At 56.1% G+C, this 20,051-nt stretch carries 17 protein-coding genes; 7 read left to right on the top strand and 10 right to left on the bottom strand.

Annotation, left to right across the window (positions count from 1 at the left end; genetic code table 11):
- Nucleotides 1–128: 128 nt before the first annotated feature.
- On the bottom strand, nucleotides 129–1,202 hold the full coding sequence (locus UR289_RS04080; protein ID WP_033145222.1) for an acyltransferase family protein: 1,074 nt from the start codon (nucleotides 1,200–1,202) through the stop codon (nucleotides 129–131).
- A 256-nt stretch (nucleotides 1,203–1,458) separates the two neighbouring features.
- Here UR289_RS04080 and lolC point away from each other — a divergent pair, with 256 nt between their 5' ends.
- From lolC to cobB, 5 genes are read left to right on the top strand one after another with little or no spacing between them, the layout of a single operon-like run.
- Nucleotides 1,459–2,658 carry a lipoprotein-releasing ABC transporter permease subunit LolC gene (lolC, locus tag UR289_RS04085; protein WP_032668182.1) on the top strand — a complete coding sequence of 400 codons (1,200 nt, stop codon included), beginning with the start codon at nucleotides 1,459–1,461 and terminating at the stop codon, nucleotides 2,656–2,658.
- Nucleotides 2,651–3,352, top strand: coding sequence for a lipoprotein-releasing ABC transporter ATP-binding protein LolD (gene lolD, locus UR289_RS04090; RefSeq protein WP_008500772.1), 702 nt, complete (start codon nucleotides 2,651–2,653; stop codon nucleotides 3,350–3,352). The genes lolC and lolD overlap by 8 nt, the downstream gene beginning before the upstream one ends.
- Nucleotides 3,352–4,596 (top strand): lipoprotein-releasing ABC transporter permease subunit LolE, encoded by a 1,245-nt coding sequence (gene lolE, locus UR289_RS04095; RefSeq protein WP_032657985.1) that lies wholly within the window; start codon nucleotides 3,352–3,354, stop codon nucleotides 4,594–4,596. Before lolD ends, lolE begins: the two co-directional genes overlap by 1 nt.
- Nucleotides 4,597–4,649: 53 nt before the next feature.
- On the top strand, nucleotides 4,650–5,561 hold the full coding sequence (gene nagK / locus UR289_RS04100; protein WP_214578979.1) for an N-acetylglucosamine kinase: 912 nt from the start codon (nucleotides 4,650–4,652) through the stop codon (nucleotides 5,559–5,561).
- Between the two features lie 14 nt (nucleotides 5,562–5,575).
- Nucleotides 5,576–6,397: a Sir2 family NAD+-dependent deacetylase gene (cobB, locus tag UR289_RS04105; RefSeq protein ID WP_320709184.1), complete on the top strand. Its 822-nt coding sequence runs from the start codon at nucleotides 5,576–5,578 to the stop codon at nucleotides 6,395–6,397.
- A gap of 44 nt (nucleotides 6,398–6,441) precedes the next feature.
- Here cobB and UR289_RS04110 read toward each other — a convergent pair whose 3' ends face one another.
- A complete protein-coding gene (locus UR289_RS04110) occupies nucleotides 6,442–8,373 on the bottom strand; it encodes a methyl-accepting chemotaxis protein (RefSeq protein WP_320709185.1) in 1,932 nt (643 codons plus the stop codon).
- 236 nt (nucleotides 8,374–8,609) lie between these two features.
- Between UR289_RS04110 and UR289_RS04115 the strand changes: the two genes are divergently transcribed.
- Nucleotides 8,610–9,839 (top strand): EAL and HDOD domain-containing protein, encoded by a 1,230-nt coding sequence (locus UR289_RS04115; protein ID WP_320709186.1) that lies wholly within the window; start codon nucleotides 8,610–8,612, stop codon nucleotides 9,837–9,839.
- Between the two features lie 46 nt (nucleotides 9,840–9,885).
- On the opposite strand, the gene potD is transcribed toward UR289_RS04115, so the two are convergent.
- The 4 genes from potD to potA are packed head-to-tail and all read right to left on the bottom strand — an operon-like array spanning nucleotide 9,886 to nucleotide 13,694.
- Entirely contained in the window at nucleotides 9,886–10,920 is a 1,035-nt protein-coding gene (gene potD, locus UR289_RS04120; protein ID WP_320709187.1) for a spermidine/putrescine ABC transporter substrate-binding protein PotD, read from the bottom strand.
- Nucleotides 10,917–11,708, bottom strand: a complete 792-nt coding sequence (gene potC / locus UR289_RS04125; RefSeq protein WP_029739855.1) for a spermidine/putrescine ABC transporter permease PotC — start codon at nucleotides 11,706–11,708, stop codon at nucleotides 10,917–10,919. Before potC ends, potD begins: the two co-directional genes overlap by 4 nt.
- Nucleotides 11,705–12,562, bottom strand: coding sequence for a spermidine/putrescine ABC transporter permease PotB (potB, locus tag UR289_RS04130; RefSeq protein ID WP_033145229.1), 858 nt, complete (start codon nucleotides 12,560–12,562; stop codon nucleotides 11,705–11,707). Before potB ends, potC begins: the two co-directional genes overlap by 4 nt.
- Nucleotides 12,546–13,694, bottom strand: coding sequence for a spermidine/putrescine ABC transporter ATP-binding protein PotA (gene potA / locus UR289_RS04135; RefSeq protein WP_320709360.1), 1,149 nt, complete (start codon nucleotides 13,692–13,694; stop codon nucleotides 12,546–12,548). The genes potB and potA overlap by 17 nt, the downstream gene beginning before the upstream one ends.
- 237 nt (nucleotides 13,695–13,931) lie before the next feature.
- Between potA and pepT the strand changes: the two genes are divergently transcribed.
- The gene (gene pepT / locus UR289_RS04140; protein WP_320709188.1) at nucleotides 13,932–15,155 is read left to right on the top strand and encodes a peptidase T; all 1,224 of its coding nucleotides are present in this window, start codon (nucleotides 13,932–13,934) and stop codon (nucleotides 15,153–15,155) included.
- A gap of 41 nt (nucleotides 15,156–15,196) precedes the next feature.
- On the opposite strand, the gene UR289_RS04145 is transcribed toward pepT, so the two are convergent.
- The 4 genes from UR289_RS04145 to purB form a co-directional block, all read right to left on the bottom strand.
- Complete coding sequence (locus tag UR289_RS04145; RefSeq protein WP_023311180.1) at nucleotides 15,197–16,318, bottom strand: cupin domain-containing protein; 1,122 nt, start codon at nucleotides 16,316–16,318, stop codon at nucleotides 15,197–15,199.
- Between the two features lie 91 nt (nucleotides 16,319–16,409).
- Nucleotides 16,410–17,873: a two-component system sensor histidine kinase PhoQ gene (gene phoQ, locus UR289_RS04150; protein ID WP_320709189.1), complete on the bottom strand. Its 1,464-nt coding sequence runs from the start codon at nucleotides 17,871–17,873 to the stop codon at nucleotides 16,410–16,412.
- The gene (phoP, locus tag UR289_RS04155) at nucleotides 17,874–18,545 is read right to left on the bottom strand and encodes a two-component system response regulator PhoP (RefSeq protein WP_033146521.1); all 672 of its coding nucleotides are present in this window, start codon (nucleotides 18,543–18,545) and stop codon (nucleotides 17,874–17,876) included.
- A gap of 123 nt (nucleotides 18,546–18,668) precedes the next feature.
- Nucleotides 18,669–20,039 carry an adenylosuccinate lyase gene (gene purB, locus UR289_RS04160; protein WP_008500757.1) on the bottom strand — a complete coding sequence of 457 codons (1,371 nt, stop codon included), beginning with the start codon at nucleotides 20,037–20,039 and terminating at the stop codon, nucleotides 18,669–18,671.
- Between the last annotated feature and the right edge of the window lie 12 nt (nucleotides 20,040–20,051).

A 20,051-nucleotide genomic window follows, 5' to 3' on the forward strand; every position in this document is an offset into this window, starting at 1 on the left:
GGATATACCAACAGTATTGGGGCATATCACTGATACGCAATGTCTTTATTATCCTCGATCGTTTTACATAAGCAAATCGTAACCGCACGGCGGGGCTAAACGCCCCCGAAACGGGGGCGGAGTGGGCATTAACGCGTTGAAGGTGACAGGGTTAGCGTAGACGGAGGAGAGAAGAAAACGTCCCCAAACAGCGCGGTGGAGATTTTACGCACTCCGAGCCCGGCAAGGGTACAGATAAGCAGGCTGGCAAACGGGTAGACCAGCACCAGGGTGAGCTCTGCCCAGACCGGCCACGAGGCGGCATTCATTTCGCCAATCAGGAACAGGCTAAAGGCCTCAATCAGGATGCGGTGGGTGGTATAAATCGCAATGGTATTGGAGCCAATCACGTTCAGCAGATTGTTCGGGTTAACGGCGTAGCGCTGCTCAAGGCTGTAGAACAGCTTCATGATCAACACAATCGACAGCAATGAGAGGAGCAGCGGAACGTTAGCAAACCACAGCACCACGGAGACGGCGGCGAAAGCGCCGGTTGCCAGCCAGATGCGGCGCAGGTTGACGCTTTTCATCCACGTCATCAGCGCTGCGCCATACCACGCCCCGAGGCTGTAGTAGATCATGTTGCGGACCACGCTGTTCATTCCCCACCACGGCAGCGGCAGGAAGTTAATCGCGATGCTCGCCAGCGCCAGCAGTCCAAGAACCGGCAGCTTCCAGCGGCTCAGCAGTTTACACAGCGTGAAGTAGACCACCAGGGCATACAGATACCACAGGCTGGTGCTGGCGGTGAGCATACCCCGTACAAATCCTGAGAGCGAGTCGGCGTAGGCCGCGTTCGACGCGGTGGCAAGCTCACGCTCGGGCGCCAGCCAGGCGTTCAGGTGGGTCAACGCCTGCCATTGCAGAACGCCCCACAGCGCCAGGACCCAGACAATGCTCCAGATCCGTTTATCGAGACTGGTTCGCCAGTCCACTTCGTCAATATAACGACGGATCAGATAGCCGGAGATAAAGAAGAAGACCGGCATACGAAACGGTGCGAGATAGAGGTTAAAATAGACCCAGCATTTGGCGAGAAGGCCGGAGAGCGGGTGCTGCAGCCCGATCAGATGCGGATAAAACGTGATAACCGAATGATAGATAACCACCAGGCAGATACACAGCCCTTTTATCTGGTTAATCCATAATGCTTTTTGCTTCATTGTTCGCCACTACCTTATTGCCATAAACGAACGAGCAATTGTTGTAAAACGAAGCCGGGATGTAATGGGTAACAGTCTGTATCCGGTGGTTTTTCGGAAAAGGTGGAGGTTGCGAGGTGAGTATTCAGACAATAGCACCCTGATTTATCTGAATTTTTCGGAAGAATGATTACCAAAGCTTACTGTTTCAGTCATTTACGCTTAACGGATTCGCTTATATACTCGTGGGTCTGCTATCAGCAAACAGACGGATTTCATGTATCAACCTGTCGCACTCTTCATAGGCTTACGTTACATGCGTGGGCGCGCCGCGGACCGATTCGGTCGCTTTGTCTCCTGGCTTTCGACTATTGGCATTACGCTTGGCGTGATGGCACTGGTGACGGTGCTTTCCGTCATGAATGGCTTCGAACGCGAGCTGCAAAACAACATCCTGGGGCTGATGCCGCAGGCCGTTCTCTCATCATCCAACGGTTCGGTTAACCCGCAACAGCTGCCGGAAAGCGCGGCGAAGTTACAGGGCGTCACGCGCGTCGCGCCGTTGACGACCGGCGACGTGGTGCTGCAAAGCGCCCGCAGCGTGGCGGTCGGCGTGATGCTGGGTATCGACCCGGCGCAAAACGATCCGCTGACGCCGTATCTGGTTAACGTGAAGCAGACCGATCTGGAAGCCGGAAAATACAACGTGATTCTGGGCGAACAGCTTGCCGGCCAGCTTGGCGTCAACCGTGGCGACCAGCTGCGCGTGATGGTGCCTTCTGCCAGCCAGTTTACGCCGATGGGGCGCCTGCCAAGCCAGCGTCTGTTCAACGTGATTGGTACCTTTGCCGCCAACAGCGAAGTCGATGGCTATCAGATGCTGGTTAACATTCAGGACGCTTCACGCCTGATGCGCTACCCGGCAGGGAATATTACCGGCTGGCGCCTGTGGCTCGATGCGCCGCTGAAGGTCGATACCCTCAGCCAGCAAAAACTGCCGGACGGCACCAAATGGCAGGACTGGCGCGAGCGTAAAGGCGAACTGTTCCAGGCCGTGCGGATGGAAAAAAATATGATGGGGCTGCTGCTGAGCCTGATCGTGGCTGTGGCCGCATTTAACATCATTACCTCGCTGGGCCTGATGGTGATGGAGAAGCAGGGCGAAGTCGCCATTCTGCAAACCCAGGGGCTCACGCCGCGCCAGATCATGGCGGTATTTATGGTGCAGGGGGCCAGCGCAGGCATCATCGGCGCGCTGCTCGGCGCCGTACTGGGGGCCTTGCTTGCCAGCCAGCTTAATAACTTAATGCCGATCATCGGCGCCCTGCTCGACGGCGCGGCGCTGCCGGTGGCTATCGAGCCGCTGCAGGTGGTCGGTATTGCGCTGGCCGCGATGGCCATTGCGCTGCTTTCTACGCTTTATCCTTCCTGGCGCGCTGCCGCCACTCAACCCGCTGAGGCTTTACGTTATGAATAAGATCCTGTTGCAATGCGACAACCTGTCCAAACGCTATCAGGAAGGCACTGTGCAAACCGACGTGCTGCACAATGTGAGCTTCAGCGTGGGCGAAGGCGAGATGATGGCGATTGTCGGCAGCTCCGGCTCGGGTAAAAGCACGCTGCTGCATCTGCTGGGCGGGCTGGATACGCCAACTAACGGCGACGTGATTTTCTCCGGCCAGCCGATGAGCAAAATGTCCTCCGCGGCTAAGGCCGAGCTGCGTAACCGCGAGCTGGGCTTTATCTACCAGTTCCACCACCTGCTGCCGGATTTCACGGCGCTGGAAAACGTGGCGATGCCGCTGCTGATTGGCAAAAAGAAACCGGCAGAAATTAACGCCCGCGCCAGTGACATGCTGAAAGCGGTAGGGCTGGGCCATCGCGGTAACCATCGTCCCTCTGAGCTTTCCGGCGGCGAGCGCCAGCGCGTGGCGATTGCCCGTGCGCTGGTCAACAACCCGCGTCTGGTGCTGGCGGATGAGCCTACCGGTAACCTGGATGCCCGCAATGCGGACAGTATTTTCCAGCTTCTGGGCGAGCTGAACGCCTCGCAGGGCACCGCGTTTCTGGTCGTAACCCACGATCTGCAGCTGGCAAAACGCATGGGGCGTCAGCTTGAGATGCGCGACGGCCATCTGAACGCGGAACTGACCCTGATGGGAGCAGAGTAATGGCGTCACCGTTATCGTTACTCATCGGTTTACGTTTTAGCCGCGGCCGCCGTCGCGGCGGCATGGTGTCGCTGATCTCCGTCATCTCGACCATCGGTATTGCGCTCGGTGTGGCGGTGCTGATTGTCGGCTTGAGCGCCATGAACGGTTTTGAGCGCGAGCTGAATAACCGCATTCTGGCGGTAGTGCCGCACGGGGAGATCGAGCCGGTTAACCAGCCGTGGACGAACTGGAGCGATGCGCTCGCCAAAGTCGAAAAGGTGCCGGGCATTGCCGCGGCCGCGCCCTACATTAACTTTACCGGGCTGGTGGAGAGCGGGGTAAACCTGCGCGCCATTCAGGTGAAAGGGGTCAACCCCGCCCAGGAAGCGCGTCTCAGCGCGTTGCCAAACTATGTGCAGAACGGCGCGTGGGCCAACTTTAAGGCCGGTGAGCAGCAGATCATCATGGGTAAAGGCGTGGCCGATGCCCTGAAGGTGAAGCAGGGCGACTGGGTGTCGATCATGATCCCGAACGCCAGCGCCGACCACAAGCTGCAGCAGCCTAAGCGCGTGCGCCTGCACGTCACCGGTATTCTTCAGCTGAGCGGTCAGCTTGACCATAGCTTTGCGATGGTGCCGATGGAGGATGCGCGCCAGTATCTCGACATGGCCGACAGCGTGACGGGCATTGCCATCAAGGTGAACGATGTCTTTAACGCCAACAAACTGGTTCGCGACGCGGGCAGCGTGACCAATAACTATGTCTACATCAAAAGCTGGATCGGCACTTACGGCTATATGTACCGTGATATCCAGATGATCCGCGCCATCATGTATCTGGCGATGGTGCTGGTGATTGGTGTGGCGTGCTTTAATATCGTCTCGACGCTGGTGATGGCGGTCAAGGACAAGAGCGGCGACATCGCCGTGCTGCGTACGCTGGGGGCGAAAGATGGTCTTATTCGCGCCATCTTCGTCTGGTACGGTTTGCTGGCGGGGCTGTTCGGCAGCCTGTGCGGCGTGGTGATTGGCGTGGTGGTTTCCCTGCAGCTGACCCCCATTATCAACGGGATCGAAAAGCTTATTGGTCACCAGTTCCTGTCGGGTGATATCTACTTTATTGACTTCCTGCCGTCTGAACTGCACTGGCTGGACGTTTTTTATGTGCTGGTTACAGCACTTTTACTGAGTCTGCTGGCAAGCTGGTATCCGGCGCGTCGCGCAAGCCGAATTGATCCGGCGAGGGTATTAAGTGGCCAGTAATTACGTCATGATCTAGCGGCTTTCTGGCCGCCAGGTTAAAAGAGGAATGCGTTATGTATTACGGATTTGATATTGGCGGCACCAAGATTGCGCTAGGCGTGTTTGATAAAGACCTCAGGCTGCAGTGGGAAACCCGCGTTCCCACGCCGCGCGAAAGCTATGACGAATTTTTAACCGCGATTGCCGCGCTGGTGGCGCAGGCCGATGAACGCTTTGGCGTGAAAGGCAGCGTCGGCATCGGCATTCCGGGTATGCCCGAAACCGACGACGGCACGCTGTATGCCGCCAACGTGCCTGCCGCCAGCGGTAAACCGCTCCGCGCCGATCTCTCTGCCCTCCTTGAACGCGACGTGCGTTTAGACAATGATGCTAACTGCTTTGCGCTCTCCGAAGCCTGGGACGATGAGTTCCGTCAGTATCCGCTGGTGATGGGGCTGATCCTCGGTACCGGCGTCGGCGGGGGAATTGTGATCAACGGGAAGCCAATCACCGGGCGCAGCTACATCACCGGCGAGTTTGGTCATATCCGTCTCCCGGTGGATGCCCTGGAGGTAGTGGGGCGCGATTTCCCGCTGACTCGCTGCGGCTGCGGCCAGCACGGCTGTATTGAGAACACCCTCTCCGGCCGCGGGTTTGCATGGCTTTACGAACACTTCTATCATCAGAAACTTGAGGCCCCTCAAATCATTACCCTGTGGGAGCAAGGGGATGCGCAGGCGCGTGAGCACGTCGAGCGCTATCTGGATCTGCTGGCGGTGTGTCTGGGAAATATTCTCACCATCGTCGACCCGGATCTGCTGGTGATCGGGGGAGGGCTTTCAAACTTTACCGCGATTACGGAACGGTTGTCCGGGCGTTTGCCCCGACATTTATTGCCGGTTGCCCGCGTGCCGCGTATTGAACGCGCGCGACACGGGGACGCAGGAGGCATGCGCGGAGCCGCATTCCTTCATCTCACCGATTAGTTTACGAGGTTTCTATGCTGTCGCGTCGCCAGGGTCGACTCAGCCGTTTTCGCAAAAACAAACGCCGCTTGCGTGAGCGCTTGCGCCAGCGGATCTTTTTCAGAGACAGAATGATGCCAGAAGCGATGGATAAACCCAGAGTGGTGGTGCTGACCGGGGCGGGGATCTCCGCCGAGTCAGGAATTCGAACCTTCCGCGCGGCGGACGGGCTGTGGGAAGAGCACCGCGTGGAGGATGTAGCCACGCCGGAAGGCTTTGCCCGCGATCCGGATCTCGTGCAGGCGTTTTACAACGCCCGCCGCCGTCAGCTTCAGCAGCCTGACGTCGCGCCGAATGCGGCCCATCTGGCGCTGGCGAAGCTCGAAGAGGCGCTGGGCGATCGTTTTCTGCTGGTGACGCAGAATATCGACAACCTGCACGAGCGGGCCGGTAACAGGAACATCATCCACATGCACGGCGAGCTGCTCAAGGTTCGCTGCGCCTGGAGCGGTCAGGTGCTGGACTGGCAAGAGGACGTGCTGCCAGAGGATAAGTGCCACTGCTGCCAGTTCCCGTCGCGCCTGCGTCCGCACGTGGTCTGGTTCGGCGAAATGCCGCTGGGAATGGATGATATCTACAGCGCGCTGGCGATGGCCGACGTGTTTATCGCCATCGGCACATCCGGTCATGTTTATCCGGCGGCGGGGTTTGTCCACGAAGCGCGACTGCACGGTGCGCATACGGTAGAACTCAACCTTGAGCCAAGCCAGGTGGGCAGCGAGTTTGAAGAGAAACACTACGGTCTGGCAAGCACGGTCGTCCCGGAGTTTGTCGACAAGCTGCTGAAAGGGCTGTAACGGCAATCGCCTAAAAGGCACCCGTCCAGCGGGTGCCTTTTTATTTATGAATGGAAGAACGCCAGCGTCTTCTCGAGCGATTTAGCCTGCTCATCCAGCGAGAGCGCCGCCGCAGAGATCTGCTGAACCAGAGAGGCGTTCTGCTGGGTCGTGCTGTCCATCTGGTTAACGGCGGTGCTGACCTGGCTAATCCCGCGATTTTGCTCGTCCAGCGCCTGAACGATATCGTTGATGACCAGATGCACATGCGACACCGCTTCAATCACCTGTTTCATCATCACGCCGGTTTCATTGACCAGCTCAACGCCTTTGCTGACGCGCCCTGAGGACTCGGCAATCAGCTGAGAGATCTCTTTTGCCGCGTTAGCGCTTCGCTGGGCAAGATTGCGCACTTCCCCAGCGACTACCGCGAAGCCGCGCCCCTGTTCGCCAGCCCGTGCCGCTTCAACGGCAGCATTCAGCGCCAGGATATTGGTCTGGAAGGCGATGCCATCGACAATGCTGTTAATCTCGCCGATCTTACGCGCGCTCTCATCAATCTCCCCAATCACCACGACCACGTCGTTCACCAGCGTTTCGCCATGCCCGGCGAGGCTCGCGGCGCGATCGGTCAGCGTGGTCGCCTTGTGGGCGTTGTCGGCGTTATTCTTCACCGTGACCGAAATCTCTTCCATGCTGGCTGCCGTTTCAACAATCGCAGCCGCCTGTTCCTCGGTTCGCGAGGCGAGGTCAAGGTTGCCCGCCGAAATTTCGCTGGTGCCGCCGTGCACGGAGTGGCTGGCTTCGCTGATATTGTCGACGATGCGCTTGAGCTGCATCTGCATGGTGTGCAGGGCGTAAAAAATGCTGTGGGTATCTCCGGAACGCACCGGGATGGTGTTGTTCAGGTCTCCCCGGGCAACGGCCAGAGCGATCCCGGCGGCCTCAGAAGGTTCTCCCCCAACCGGACGGTCAACTTTGCGGGTGAAGATCTGTGCCATGACCAGGCTAACCGCCACGATGCTTAGCACCATCATGATGATGGCTTTCAGTAAAAATGCGCGCGCTTCGGCCATCACTTCGCTGACCGGCGTGATAATGGCAAGTTTCCACGGCGTCTGGCTGTTACCGACGGCGATGTCCTGCCAGGTGATAAACACGTCCTCCTTCAGCAGCGGATCGTTAATGCGGGTGACGTCATGACCGGCAATCTGACCGGCGTAAGGCTTGCCCGCCGCGCGCTTGTCCGGGCTGGACACCACGTTATGACCTGCGGAGAGGAGCAGGGCATAGCCCGTGCCGTTCCACGGTTTAATCGCGCCGATCGTCGACTGCAGCGTGGCGAGGGAGAAGTCAGAGGTGACCGAGCCCAGAAACTGACCGTCACGCATGATGGGGGCGGCAATCGAGGTGAGCATCACGTCCACGCCGTTGTAGGGATAGATATAGGGTTCGATGATCACATCTTTATGGCGTTGTTTCGGCAGCAGATAATAATCGCCGCTGCCGGGCGTTTCGATGTCCGTCAGCAGGTGTAATGCCGGTTTGCCGGTGGCGTCCCGGTCAACGTAGCGGGCGTAGCGCCCGGCAGGATCTTCACCGCTTTGACCGGCCCAGACGGCATCTTTATCGTCGAACGCGTTAGGCTCAAAGGCCATCGACATGGAGAGAAACTGCGGGTGAGCCAAAAGGTAGTGGATGAGCAGCTGGTTCAGGCTCTGGCGATCGGTCACGCCCGCCTCGCGCAGCGCCAGGGCGCTGTTGCCCATATCCCGGGCGGCAGTCAGGGCAGAATCCAGCTGTTTACTGACCTGCAACGCTTGCACCTCGGCAATCTGGCGGATATGCTTTTTGGCCAGAACCTCCTGCTGTGCCATCCACTGCCACATCATAAACCCGATCGTTGCCGTAAAGCCCACCGTTACGGTGAGGAAAATGGACAATAGCATCAACGTCTTGACTCTTATTTTTTTTCTTTGGACCACGGCGTCTTTCATTCTCATCTCCCGTAATATCGTGCATGTCGGGCAGGCACATATTCCTTATCGGATATTTTCTCCTCTTTCTGTAGAGCGCCAGGGATATTTAATTTAAATTTTGATTTGTAAATCCAGTTAATTAGTGTGGATGCTTTTATTTTGTGCATTCAATCAAAATAGTGCTCGATAAAGCTCGTTATCGTCGTGTAGAAAGAGGATGCTAATAAATATAAAGTTGTAGAGGAGGATGGGATATGTACGGATTTATTGCGCGACAACCCATTTTTAACCCTGAGATGAAGACGGTGGCCTATGAGCTGCTCTTCAGAGATGGGATGACAAACCGTTTTCCGGACGTGTCGGCGGAATATGCCACCTCCAGGATGATATCAGATCAGTTTTTATGCGTGCCGTCTCAGCGCATCGCCGGGGCACATACGTCGTTTATTAATTTCCCTTCGCGGATGGTCATAGACCGCAGTGGAGAAGCGCTGGATAAAGAGAGCGTGGTCATTGAGATCCTGGAAGATGCTGTGCCGGGAGCGGAGCTGTTGCAGGCCGTCAGGGAGATGAGTGCGGATGGTTATCAGTTTGCGCTTGATGATTTCACCCTTGCTCCAGAATGGGATGCTTTTTTACCCTATATTTCAATACTGAAATTTGACGTCAGAAATTATACCTTAGCGCAAATTAAACAGTATCTGAAAGAGCGTAAACATTTAACCGGGCATATTAAATATCTCGCTGAAAAAATTGAGACTAAAGAGGAATTCAGCCAATACAGGGAAGAGGGATTCTCGCTGTTTCAGGGCTATTTTTTCTGCCGTCCGGAGGTCATTAAATATAAACGGCTATCGCAAAATCAGCTGGCAATTTTTCGGCTGCAAATGGAGGTTGGGCGCAATAAGCCTGATTTTCGGATCGTCGAGTCGTTGATTAAAACCGATCTCACTCTGTCCTATAAGATTATGCGCTACATGAAACACACCGCATTTAAACATATCGGTGCCTGTAATTTCAGCAAGTTAACCCTGAGCGAAGTTCTCAGATACCTTGGAGAAAATCAGCTGAGACGGTTTGTTGCCGTCGTGGTCCTGGCGAGCGCAGGCAATGACACCGTCAGCGAGCTTTATCCGCTGAGCATGATGCGCGGCAAGTTCTGCGAGCTGATAGCCGGGACGATGAACGAACCGGCGCTGGCTGAAAATGCCTTCATGTGCGGCCTGTTTTCTCTGCTGGATACCCTCCTCGAACAGCCGATGGCCGAGTTGATGAAGCAAATTGCGGTCCCGCAGAGCGTGAGCAATGCCCTGTGCCATCAGGAGGGACGGTTAGCCGATATGGTGAGCCTGTGCCGATACTATGAACAGCAGCAGTGGGACGAGGCGACCCGGGTTCGTCAGGCGCTGGGTTTGTCGGATGAGGATGTGGTTGAGGCGATGAGAAAGGCGACGATCTGGGCTGGGGAGAATGCGGTCAGTTAATTCTCCTCACGCCGCACGTACGGCGTGAGGAAGAACGCGATACCGTTTATCGGCCCGCTTTTAATTTCTGGTAATACTCTTCGTAGAGGCGGCTGGCGTCACCGACATCGTTTTGCCATTCACCTTTGCTGATGGTTTCGGCATTCGGGTAGAGCGATTTATCGTTAGCCACTTCAGGTTTCAGCAGCCTGCGTGCGGCGAGGTTTGGCGTCGGGTAGCCAATCGTCTCGGCAACCTGTTTCGCCACGTCCGGGCGCAGCAGGAAGTTAATCAGCTTGTGCGCCCCTTCAACATTTTTCGCGTTGGCGGGGATCGCAAGGCTGTCCATCCAGAAGATCCCGCCTTCTTTCGGCCAGACCACCTCAAGCGGCGTCCCGGCCTGGCGGGCGACATACGCGGAGCCGTTCCACACCATCCCCAAATTCACTTCGCCTTCCATATACGGGTTTGCCGGGTTATCAGAGTTGAACGCCGCCACGTTAGGCATCAGCTTTTTCAGCTCGTTATACGCCGCTTCAATCTCTTTGGGATCCGTCGTGTTGCCCGAGTAGCCCAGCTTGCGCAGCGCGACCTGGAACACTTCACGCGCGTCGTCGGTTAACAGCAGGCTACCCTTGTATTCTGGTTTCCACAGGTCGGCCCAGCTTGTCACCGTTTTCGGATCGACGGCATCGCTGTTCACGCCAATCGCGGTTGCCCCCCAGATGTACGGAATGGAGTAGTCGTTATTGGGGTCGAACGGCTTGTTGAGCATCTCTGGATCGAGGTTTGAAAAATGGGTTAGCTTCGTTTTGTCGATCTTCTGGATCATGCCCTCTTTGCGCATTTTGTCGACAAAGTAGGTGGAAGGCACGACCAGATCGTACGCGCCGTCTTTGTAGGTTTTCAGCTTGGCGTACATGGTTTCATTCGACTCGTAGGTCGAGTAGATAACCTTGATGCCCGTCTCCTTTGTGAACTGTTCCAACAGGCCCGGCGGCACGTATTCGGTCCAGTTGTAGAAGTAGAGCGTTTTGCTGTCATCAGCGTGCGCGGCACCCATGCCAAGCACCAGCGCCGCAGCGGCGAGCATTTTTTTCATTTCATTGTCCCCTGAGATTTTGTTTTATCACGAGCAATAACCTGGCTGGCAATCACCAGAACCAGCGAAAACACCAGCAGAATGGTCGCCAGCGCGTTCACCTCCGGTGAGACGCCGACTTTCACCATGGAATAGATCTTCAACGGCAGAATTTCATAGCTCGGACCGGTGACGAAGGAGGACACGACCACGTCATCCATCGACAGGGTGAAGCTAAGCAGCCATCCGGCCGCCACGGCGGGCATCGCCAGCGGTAGGATGATTTTGCGCAGGATGATCATCTCGCTGGCACCCAGATCTTTCGCCGCCTCCAGCATGCGCACGTCGAACCCTTTCAGGCGCGCGAAGACGGTCACCACCACAAACGGCAGGCAGAAGGTGATGTGCGAGAACAGCAGCGACCAGAAGCCAAGCTGTACGCCCAGCAGCATAAACAGCACCAGCAGCGAAATGGCCATTACGATGTCCGGCGACATCATCACCACAAATAGCATGCCGCTGACGAACGGTTTGCCGCGAAAGCGATAGCGGTACAGCGCCACGGCGGTGAGCGAGCCAATCAGCGTCGCGAAGGTGGCGGAGAAGATCGCCATCGTCAGCGAGTGCTGCGCGGCCTGCAGCAGGCTGTCGTTGTTCATCAGCAGGCTGTACCAGCTGGTGGTAAAGCCCTGCCAGTTAATCCCGAAGCGTGAGCTGTTAAACGAGTTCACGATCAAAATAACGATCGGGATATAGAGATAGGCATAAATGGCGGTCATAAAACCGCCGCGAAGCAGTCGACCGATCATTCGAGTTCCACCTTTTTATTCAGCAAGCGTGAGGCGCGCCAGTAGACCAGCAGCATCAGGCCCATGATCACCGTCAGCGTAATGCTGGTCGCGGAGCCGAACGGCCAGTCGCGGATGTTCAGGAACTGGCTCTTGATCACGTTACCGATCAGCAGGTTTTTCGCGCCGCCCATCAGATCCGACACGTAGAACAAACCCATCGCCGGGAGCATTACCAGCAGACAGCCCGCGATAATGCCCGGCATGGTCAGCGGGATAATAATGCGGATGAAGGTCTGCAGCTTGTTAGCGCCCAGATCTTTTGCCGCCTCCAGCAGCGGTTTATCCAGCTTCTCGATGCTGGAGTAGAGCGGCATCACCATAAACGGCAGCAGGATGTAGACCAGGCCGACAATCACCGCGCTCGGGGTAAACATGATGCGGATCGGCGTATCAATCACCCCCAGCCACAGCAGAAACTCGTTGAGATAGCCTTTAGTGCTAAGGAAGATTTTCAGCCCGTAGATGCGGATTAACGAGTTGGTCCAGAAGGGAACAATCAGTAAAAACAGCAGCAGGGGTCGCACCTTTTGCGGCAGGCCCGCGAGGAACCATGCGAAAGGATACCCCAGCACCAGACAGGCAAGGGTGGCAATCAGCGCCATGTTGAGCGAGTGCAGCAGCACGTCAAAATAGAGTGGATCGAGCAGGCGCGCGTAGTTGTCCAGCGTAAAGACCAGCGAAACGAAGCTAGCGTCGTCGCGGGTCAGAAAGCTGGTGGCAACGATCATCAGGTTGGGCAAAAAGACAAACAGCACAAGCCAACCGACGATCGTGGCGATCACCACATTCTGGAATTTACTTGTGTTCTTCATCAGCCAGCACAACCTCCCAGCTTTCTACCCAGTTGATAACCATTTTCTGGTCGAGAGAGTGGTCGAAGTCAGGGTCGTCTTCGTTAAAGAACTCGCTGACCATCACCATCTTGCCGTTCTCCAGCTCGACAACGGACTCCAGCGTCATCCCTTTGTAGTTGCGCTCGCGGATATAGCCGATTAACCCTTCGGCCTCGGTATTGCCGTGAATTTCATCGACGCGCAGATCTTCCGGGCGCAGCAGAACGTTGAGCTTTTGTCCCTTTTCGACGGGGAAATTCACCGTGATATTACACTCGCGTCCTTCGACGCTGGCGCGCACGCGCTGGTCGTCCAGACGCTCAATCACCGTAGCGTCGAAGATATTGATCTCGCCAATGAAGCTGGCGACAAACAGATTCTTCGGCTCTTCGTAGATTTCGCGCGGCGTGCCGTCCTGCTCGATTTTGCCGTCGCGCATTACCACGATGCGGTCGGACATGGTCAGGGCCTCTTCCTGATCGTGGGTGACGAAGACAAAGGTAATGCCGAGCTTGCGCTGCAGGGCTTTGAGCTCGTTCTGCATCTGCTTGCGCAGCTTGTAATCCAGCGCGGAGAGGGATTCATCCAGCAGGAGCAGGCGCGGCTTGTTGACCACGGCGCGGGCGATGGCCACGCGCTGCTGCTGGCCGCCGGAAAGCTGATGGGGTTTACGCTGGGCAAACGTCTCAAGCTGCACCATGCGCAGGGCGTTGGTGACGCGCGGTTCGATCTCATTCGCCGGGGTTTTTTGCATCCGCAGGCCAAACGCCACGTTTTCAAACACGGTCATGTGCGGGAACAGGGCGTAGCTCTGAAAGACGGTATTGACGTGGCGATCTTCGGCAGGAACTTGGGTGATGTCCTGGTTTTCAAGATGGATATGGCCGTTATCGACGCTTTCCAGCCCGGCGATAAGGCGCAGTACGGTTGTTTTGCCGCAGCCCGAGGGGCCAAGCAGCGTCAGAAACTCACCGTCATTGATGGTCAGAGTGAGGTCGGAAATAACGTCTTTACCATCAAAACTTTTACGAATTCGTTCCAGTTGCACCAGCGGTGAACGTGAACGGGATTGTGTATTCAATTTTTGCGCTGTCCCATATAGACGCCTCAGGCAGCAGACTGAAGCGGGGTTTGTGTGTAACCACCTTGGTGACTCGTAATGAGGGCGGACATTCTACGGCAATCCCCTGCGATCGCCAAACCTTGTCACTGATTCATAAGCTACATTTACTAACGCATAACCATATAAACGGAAAATATTCTCGTTTGCGGGATAAAAGTGACCTGACGCAATATTTGCGTTTTGATGCTTATTGATAATGTTGTCACGAAAAGTGAGGGTGACTGCATGGATAAATTACTTGAGCGTTTTTTACAGTACGTTTCGCTGGATACCCAATCTAAGCCGGGTGTTCGCCAGGTGCCGAGCACTGAAGGCCAGTGGAAGTTATTAAACCTGCTTAAAGAGCAGCTTGACGCCATGGGGCTGGTCAACGTCACGTTAAGCGAAAAAGGCACTGTGATGGCAACGCTGCCGGCGAATGTCCAGGGTGATATTCCGGCAATTGGCTTTATCTCCCATGTCGACACCTCTCCGGATTTTAGCGGTAAACATGTGAACCCGCAGATTGTGGAAAATTACCGCGGCGGCGATATTGCGCTGGGCATTGGCGAAGAGGTGCTCTCGCCGGTGATGTTCCCCGTGCTGCACCAGCTGCTGGGCCAGACGCTGATCACCACCGACGGTAAAACGCTGCTGGGGGCGGATGACAAGGCGGGTATCGCGGAAATTATGACGGCGCTGGCGGTGCTGAAGGGCAAAAACATCCCGCACGGCGATATCCGCGTGGCCTTTACGCCGGATGAAGAGGTCGGCAAGGGCGCGAAGCACTTCGACGTGGAAGCTTTTAACGCGCAGTGGGCCTATACCGTCGACGGCGGCGGCGTCGGTGAACTGGAGTATGAAAACTTCAATGCCGCGTTCGTCACGATCAAAATTGTCGGCAACAACGTTCACCCCGGCTCGGCGAAAGGCGTCATGGTGAACGCGCTGTCGCTGGCGTCCAGAATTCATGCAGAAGTCCCGGCGGAAGAGAGCCCTGAACAGACCGAAGGGTATGAAGGTTTCTATCACCTGACCAGCATCAAAGGCACCGTGGACAGCGCGCAGATGCACTACATCATCCGCGATTTCGACCGCAAAGCCTTTGAGGCGCGCAAGCGCAAGATGATGGAGATCGCCAAGAAGGTCGGTAAAGGGTTACACCCTGATTGCTATATTGAGCTGATCATTGAAGACAGCTATTACAACATGCGCGAGAAGGTGATGGCGCATCCGCATATTCTCGATATCGCCCAGCAGGCGATGCGCGACTGCGATATTGAACCGCAGCTGAAGCCGATTCGCGGCGGCACCGACGGTTCTCAGCTGTCGTTTATGGGGCTGCCGTGCCCGAACCTGTTTACCGGTGGCTACAACTACCATGGTAAGCATGAGTTCGTGACGCTGGAGGGGATGGAAAAAGCGGTGAAGGTGATAGTGCGGATAGCGGAGTTGACCGCGAAGCGGTAAGAAAAGCCCGGTGGCGAAGCGCCACCGGGAATTAAGGCGACTCAGTCCTCAAAGAACCAGTACCCGCTGTTGACCAGCGCGGCCAGCATCGCGAGGAAGGAAGGATCTTCCAGCGCATCGCCAAAGGTGTCGGCAGTCAGCACCAGATGGCTGGCAATGGCTTCCAGCGCCGGACGGTGCGGAGAGTCCAGCTTCTCGCCGTTGACGAACACCTCTTCACCAATGCGCAGCACGCGCAACCCGCCCAGACGCGTCAGCTTGTCGCCCTGCTGAAGCGCATCATAAATCTCGTCAGCCTGATACGGCGGCTCCGGCGGCGCAACGTCCAGCTCATGACGAGACTGGCTGATAAACTCACCAAACCACTGTTTGAAGTGCTCCGGCTCGTTGATCAGATCCAGCATCATGCCGCGCAGCTTATCGAGTTCTTCTGGCAGAATATCCGCCGGATGCTCGCGTGCAGGCACATCAGGGTCGCTGTAACGATAGCTGCCCAGCTCGCGTTGCAGAACGTAGTCGGCAAATCCGCTGATCATCTCGCGGCCGCTTGGCGCGCGGAACCCCACGGAGTAGTTGAGTGAGTTTTCCAGGGAGTAGCCTTCGTGAGGGAATCCCGGCGGAATGTAGAGAATATCACCCGGCTCCAGCTCTTCGTCGATAATCCCTTCAAACGGGTCAACCTGAAGCAGGTCAGGATGCGGGCAGTGCTGCTTCATCGGCACTTTTTCACCCACGCGCCAGCGGCGGCGGCCCGTACCCTGAATGATGAACACGTCGTACTGGTCAAGATGTGGACCTACGCCGCCGCCCGGCACGGAGAAGGAGATCATCAGATCGTCCATGCGCCAGTCGGGCAGGGCGCGGAACGGGCGCATTAAGGCAGCAGTCGGCTCGTGCCAGTGGTTGACCGCCTGCACCAGCAGCGACCAGTTGTTTTCACCGAGGTGATCGTAGCTTTCGAAAGGACCGTGGCTAACCTGCCATTTCCCGTCCTGGTGGCTGACCAGACGGCTGTCGACTTCGTTTTCCATGGCCAGACCAGCCAGCTCGTCAGGCGAGATAGGGTCGACAAAATTGCTGAATCCGCGTTTCAGAACCACCGGGCGTTTTTGCCAGTAGCGTTCAATAAACTCGGGCCAGTTAAGCGTTAAGTGATAATCCATATTTTTTTATTCCGCAGGCTCTTACTGACTCGGATTATAACGGAAGCTCAGCCCCCCGGCTGCGAGATCCTCGCATTTTTCACATAACGGGTTAACTATCGTTCAATGTGGGCTGCTGGCGACCAAAAATAACCTCCATTCTGGCGCCGCCCAGCAGGCTTTCACTGGTTTCTATTTTCCCGTCGTACTGGTCGACAATCTCACGGGCGACGGCTAATCCTACGCCCTGGCCAGGACGTAGCGTATCGGCGCGCTGACCGCGATCGAACACCACATCGCGTTTATTTCGCGGGATCCCCGGGCCATCATCCTCAACGATAATATGCAGTTCGGTTTCCGTCTGACGCGCTGACACTTCCACGAACTCCAGGCAGTATTTGCAGGCGTTATCCAGCAGGTTACCCATCACTTCCATGAAGTCATTTTTTTCACCCACAAAGCTTATCTCTGGTGAGATATCGAGGCTGATGTTCACCCCTTTACGCTGATACACCTTGTTGAGGGCGGACGTGAGGTTATCCAGAAGCGGGGCTACCGGGTGCAGCTCGCGGCTCAGAAGCGCGCTGCCGGAACGCATGCTGGCGCGGTGCAGGTAATAGCCAATTTGCTGTGAAATACGGCTGATCTGCTCCAGCATCACCGGCTCGGCATCATCGACGCTCAGCTTCGAACTGCGCATTGAACGCAGGGTACTTTGCATGACGGCCAGCGGAGTTTTCAGGCTGTGGGTCAGGTCGGTAAGGGTGGTACGGTATTTATCGTAGCGTTCGCGTTCACTTTTCAGCAGGCGGTTGAGGTTACGCACCAGGCTGGTGAGCTCACGGGTGGTTTCCGGGTTCAGCTTCTCGCGATGATGTTCTTCCAGCTCACGAACCTCTTTCGCCAGTGACTCAATGGGGCGCAAGCTCCACCACGCTGCCACCCACAGCAGCGGGATCACCAGCAGGAGATTCGCAGCCAGAACGTAGATGAACCAGCTCCAGACCATATAAGAACGCTTCAGCTCGACCGGAATGGTGTCGATCACCACAATGGTCAGCTGCGGCATGTTCAGCGTCGCCGGATAGAGGTTAATCGCGACGGAGTGCGTCATCTCCGTTTCGGCGTTGTCGGCGCGGATCTCGTTCAGCTTTTGCTGCAGGGAGCGATCTTCACGGATCAGCGAGCTGGTGGTGTTGAGATCGGCTTCAATTTCATGAAACCCGTTGGTTTTGAGCCAGTCCGGACGAATGCTTTTAACCAGCCAGGGGATATCACGCTGCGCCCACAGTAATTTCCCTTTTTCGTTATAAATCAGGGCCAGCGTTGGGCTCTGCTGGTTGAGTTTTTCCGGCATTTCGACGGTGATTCGGTTGTTTTCCCACTTCGCCAGGGTATAAAACAGATTGCTTTCGCCGCGCAACAGCCGAAAGGTTGTTTTATCAAAGCTGACGCTGTAGCCCACCAGGGCGACCATGCCGTAGGAGAGCGACAGCACCAGCACGACGGCGGCTGTTGCCAGTAAGAAACGAACCCGCAGCGAGAGGGGCAGAATGTGGCGTAAAATCCCTCTCATTTAGCGTAATTCGAACAGGTAGCCCTGGCCACGGACGGTGGTAATCACATCCTGCGGATACTGCGCCTGAATTTTCTTACGTAAACGGCCCATCAGCACGTCAATGGTATGGCTCTCGCGCAGTTCAGCATCAGGATAAAGCTGGAGCATTAAGGAATCTTTGCTCACCACTTTGCCATTGTTACGGATCAGCGTTTCCATGATGGTGTATTCGAAGGCGGTGAGCTTAATCACTTCCTCATTGATCGCTAATTCCCGGCGGGAGAGATCGACCTGGAATGGCGGGATGGAAATAACCTGTGAAGCCAGCCCGCTGTTGCGGCGTAACAGCGCCTGCATGCGCGCCGCCACCTCTTCAATATGAAACGGCTTGGTGACGTAATCGTCTGCACCCGCGCTGAGCACTTCGACCTTATCCTGCCAGCCTTCACGGGCGGTCAGAACCAGAACCGGCAGGGAGACATCGTGGCTGCGCCAGCGGCGAATTAACGACAGACCGTCTTCGTCAGGCAACCCTAAATCGACAATGGCGATATCCGGCAGGTGTTCATTGAGATAATAATCGGCTTCTTTTGCATCTTCAGCATCGTCCACCTGATGTCCCATCTCCTGAAGCTGAACCTTCAGGTGATGGCGTAGCAATGCGTTATCCTCAACAACCAGTACGCGCATCATCTCTTCTCCCTAAATAATTGGTATGAATAGTTTAACGCTGATTATGTTGTTGTGGGGATAAACATTGAGTAAACCGGGGAAAAGCATCCCCCTTTTCGGGCGAAAAGGGGGAGAAGGGCGTTACTTCAGCTCGTCGACCATGGTGATAGCGCGACCAATGTAGTTCGCCGGGGTCATCGCCTTCAGGCGCGTTTTCTCTTCTTCCGGCAGCGCCAGACCGTCGATAAACTGCTTCATGCCTTCGGCGTCAACGCGTTTGCCGCGGGTCAGCTCTTTCAGCTTCTCGTACGGTTTTTCGATACCGTAACGGCGCATCACGGTCTGGATTGGCTCCGCCAGCACTTCCCAGTTGTGATCCAGCTCGTCCAGCAGACGGTCACGGTTCACTTCCAGTTTGCTCACGCCTTTCAGGGTGGACTGGTACGCGATCAGCGCGTAGCCAATGCCCACGCCCAGGTTACGCAGTACGGTGGAGTCGGTCAGGTCGCGCTGCCAGCGGGATACCGGCAGTTTGCTCGCCATATGCTGCAGCACGGCGTTCGCCAGGCCCAGGTTGCCTTCGGAGTTTTCGAAGTCGATTGGGTTCACTTTGTGCGGCATGGTGGAAGAGCCGATTTCACCGGCGATGGTTTTCTGCTTGAAGTGGTTCAGGGCGATGTAGCCCCACACGTCACGATCGAAGTCGATCAGGATGGTGTTGAAGCGCGCGATGCAGTCAAACAGTTCGGCGATATAGTCGTGCGGCTCAATCTGCGTGGTGTACGGGTTCCACTGAATGCCCAGAGAGGTCACGAACTCTTCGCTGAACTGGTGCCAGTCCACTTCCGGGTAAGCGGCGATGTGGGCGTTATAGTTACCGACCGCGCCGTTGATTTTGCCGAGGATCTCAACCTGCTCCAGCTGACGGTACTGGCGCTCCATACGGTACGCGACGTTAGCCATCTCTTTACCCATCGTGGATGGGGTGGCCGGCTGGCCGTGGGTACGGGAGAGCAGCGGAATGTCGCGGTATTCCACGGACAGCGCTTTTACCGCGTCGATGATTTTACGCCAGTAAGGCAGCACCACCTCTTTACGCGCGGTGGAGAGCATCAGCGCGTGAGAGAGGTTGTTGATGTCTTCAGAGGTACAGGCGAAGTGAATGAACTCAGACACGGCATGCAGCGCAGGGACGCTTTCCACTTTCTCTTTCAGGAAGTACTCAACCGCTTTCACGTCGTGGTTGGTGGTGCGTTCGATGGTTTTAATGCGCGCGGCGTCTTGTTCGCTAAACTCAGCAACGATTTTATCAAGGTAATCGTTTGCCTTTTCGTCAAAAGCAGGAACTTCCTTGATTGCTGCCTGGGCGGCCAGCTTTTGCAGCCAGCGTACTTCAACCTGAACACGGAACTTCAGCAAACCATATTCGCTGAAGATCCCGCGCAGCGCGCTGACTTTATCGCCGTAGCGTCCATCGACAGGGGATACGGCGGTCAGTGAGGATAATTCCATAATTCGCAACTC

This window comes from Enterobacter sp. 302C9 (assembly GCF_034106085.1).
Lineage (GTDB): Bacteria > Pseudomonadota > Gammaproteobacteria > Enterobacterales > Enterobacteriaceae > Enterobacter > Enterobacter asburiae_B.

Excerpts from the sequence above, each read along its gene's own strand:
- UR289_RS04080 (WP_033145222.1), bottom strand. The coding sequence starts at position 1,202 with ATGAAGCAAAAAGCATTATGGATTAACCAGATAAAAGGGCTGTGTATC.
- lolC (WP_032668182.1), top strand. The coding sequence starts at position 1,459 with ATGTATCAACCTGTCGCACTCTTCATAGGCTTACGTTACATGCGTGGG.
- lolD (WP_008500772.1), top strand. The coding sequence starts at position 2,651 with ATGAATAAGATCCTGTTGCAATGCGACAACCTGTCCAAACGCTATCAG.
- lolE (WP_032657985.1), top strand. The coding sequence starts at position 3,352 with ATGGCGTCACCGTTATCGTTACTCATCGGTTTACGTTTTAGCCGCGGC.
- nagK (WP_214578979.1), top strand. The coding sequence starts at position 4,650 with ATGTATTACGGATTTGATATTGGCGGCACCAAGATTGCGCTAGGCGTG.
- cobB (WP_320709184.1), top strand. The coding sequence starts at position 5,576 with ATGCTGTCGCGTCGCCAGGGTCGACTCAGCCGTTTTCGCAAAAACAAA.
- UR289_RS04110 (WP_320709185.1), bottom strand. The coding sequence starts at position 8,373 with ATGAAAGACGCCGTGGTCCAAAGAAAAAAAATAAGAGTCAAGACGTTG.
- UR289_RS04115 (WP_320709186.1), top strand. The coding sequence starts at position 8,610 with ATGTACGGATTTATTGCGCGACAACCCATTTTTAACCCTGAGATGAAG.
- potD (WP_320709187.1), bottom strand. The coding sequence starts at position 10,920 with ATGAAAAAAATGCTCGCCGCTGCGGCGCTGGTGCTTGGCATGGGTGCC.
- potC (WP_029739855.1), bottom strand. The coding sequence starts at position 11,708 with ATGATCGGTCGACTGCTTCGCGGCGGTTTTATGACCGCCATTTATGCC.
- potB (WP_033145229.1), bottom strand. The coding sequence starts at position 12,562 with ATGAAGAACACAAGTAAATTCCAGAATGTGGTGATCGCCACGATCGTC.
- pepT (WP_320709188.1), top strand. The coding sequence starts at position 13,932 with ATGGATAAATTACTTGAGCGTTTTTTACAGTACGTTTCGCTGGATACC.
- UR289_RS04145 (WP_023311180.1), bottom strand. The coding sequence starts at position 16,318 with ATGGATTATCACTTAACGCTTAACTGGCCCGAGTTTATTGAACGCTAC.
- phoQ (WP_320709189.1), bottom strand. The coding sequence starts at position 17,873 with ATGAGAGGGATTTTACGCCACATTCTGCCCCTCTCGCTGCGGGTTCGT.
- phoP (WP_033146521.1), bottom strand. The coding sequence starts at position 18,545 with ATGCGCGTACTGGTTGTTGAGGATAACGCATTGCTACGCCATCACCTG.
- purB (WP_008500757.1), bottom strand. The coding sequence starts at position 20,039 with ATGGAATTATCCTCACTGACCGCCGTATCCCCTGTCGATGGACGCTAC.